The sequence below is a fragment of the Maricaulis salignorans genome (assembly GCF_900103475.1).
GTDB classification, from domain to species: domain Bacteria; phylum Pseudomonadota; class Alphaproteobacteria; order Caulobacterales; family Maricaulaceae; genus Maricaulis; species Maricaulis salignorans.
In genome coordinates this window covers 1-2,001 of record NZ_FNHG01000033.1, presented here as the reverse complement: position 1 = coordinate 2,001, position 2,001 = coordinate 1, and the positions used below count along the sequence as shown (strand labels likewise).

The following is a 2,001-nucleotide window of genomic DNA, read 5'->3' as shown; positions in this document are numbered from 1 at the left end:
TCACCCGCAACCCGAACCATGGTGATTACACCCAGCTGCGCGTCAATGCCGGCACGGATGAGTATCAGGGCGTTTCCATCGTTGCCGGCCGTCAGCTCGGCGAGCGTGTCTCCGTTCGTGCCAGCTATGGCGCATCGGAAGCCAATGAATTCGCGCCTTTCGCGGGCCAGACAACGGCCGTGACACGTGCGCCGGTCGAACCCGGTTTCAGCCGTGAAACCGGCGCAGTCGAGGGGCGTTTCCGTCTCACCGACAAGATCAATCTGACGGCCGAAGCAACATTCTCCACCGTGCGCGCTTCGGAAGGCGACAGCATTTATTACCACGAGAATACCGGCTACACGCTCGCCTCCTACAAGGGCGACCTGGAAGCTGATACTGATTGGGGCTTTGTGACCCTGTCCGCCTATCGCAATGAATCTGAAATCGAATACTCCTTCGGTACGCAGGACGTGACCCTTACGACGCTGCGCCTGCAGGACCTGTTCCGCATTGGTACCAACGACACCGTCCGGCTCTCCCTTGAGTTTCGGCAAGGGGAAACGGGCTCGTTCCCGGATCCGACCAATGGTGATTTCGGCTATGAGACGACGGCCTTTTCGGCGATGTGGAACCACAAGTTCAGCAATGCTGTCGACCTCACGCTCGCCGGCCGTTTTGACAGTGTTGACTGGAGCCGTGATGGAGAGCCAAATCCGCTCCTCTACCCGTTCGCCCAGGCCGATTACGACGTTTCCATTGAAGAGCTGAGCTATAATGCGGCTCTGGTCTGGCGGCCGGAATTCGGCGGTGCAGTGCGCCTGACCGCAGCACGGGGTGTCCAGGCTCCGACGATGTTCGATATCGGTTTCACCATGCCGGTAAACCTTGGCGGCTTCTTCGTTGTGGCGTCCGGAAATCCGGCTATCGAGCCCTCGATCGTGACCAATTACGAGATCGCCTATGATCGCGCATTGACGCCGACGATGACTTTGCGTGCGGCTGTCTTCTTTCAAGAAACTGAAGGCGTCAAAAGCCAGCTCGGCCAGGCACCAGACGTGCTCCCGCCGTCAACGCCAGTGCCGACCTTCCTGTTCGACAATCGCGGAGATACACAGGTCGCGGGCGTGGAGCTGACGCTGGCCGGCCGTCCGGCCAATGGTTGGTCCTGGGATGCCAATTATACCTATAAGCAGGTCGAGGACGATATGTCGCTCTTCCCGTTCTACACCCCGTTGAACTTTGAAGAGGCGACACCGTCTCATATCGCCAATGGTCACCTGGGCTGGACAGACGGGCGCTTCACGATCGATGGATACGCGAACTACGTCTCCGCGATCAATATGCCGAACCAACCGGTGTTCGGTACCATCACGCTTGACCCGATCGATAGCTATATCGCGCTGTCGATGCGTGCCGGCTATGAGATCAACGACCATTTCACGGTCGCAGTGAACGCCCAGAACGCAAACTTCGGAAATGGTGAGGTCACGAACACCCATCATCAGACTGAATCCCGCGTCTGGGTCTCCCTCAGCGCTGGTTTCTAGTCACACCGCCAACGCTCCGGCGTGAGAGCGCCGGAGCGTTGATCCAGCGTTCCATACCTGCAGGAGGCCGTTCAATCTCACGATTGGGCGGCCTTTTGCTGTGATGCTCGGCGCTAGCGCCAGTTGATCGCAATCGCACCCTGGAGTTGGCAAAGCAAAGACAAGTCTTGCGATGATCAGGTCGAGCGGATCTCCCGCTGAGCCCAAAATAGCCTTCGAGTTGATGGCCGCGAATCCTTGCATCGCCTCATAATGTATTACCGGGGATAAGGCTGTGGTTAATAGCCGGAAACTACACGCATTGTGGACACGCACTCTCCCCCCGCGTGTCATCGTGAAAGGACAGGGTTCCACAATGCAGAAATTTCTACTGACAGTCCTCGCGGGCGCGCTCCTGACGGCGCCCGTCGCGGCTGAAACCACACAGCGTGATCTTGAAGTCATCGGTCGCGCCCTGGGCTTCGTCGATGGT

Annotated in this window: 1 protein-coding gene; it reads left to right on the top strand. The window is 58.4% G+C overall.

Features of this window, described 5'->3' with window-relative positions; genetic code table 11:
- Window positions 1-1,529 (top strand): TonB-dependent receptor plug domain-containing protein (locus BLT42_RS14865; protein WP_091771956.1); only part of this gene is annotated, 1,529 nt, incomplete at its 5' end.
- Between the last annotated feature and the right edge of the window lie 472 nt (window positions 1,530-2,001).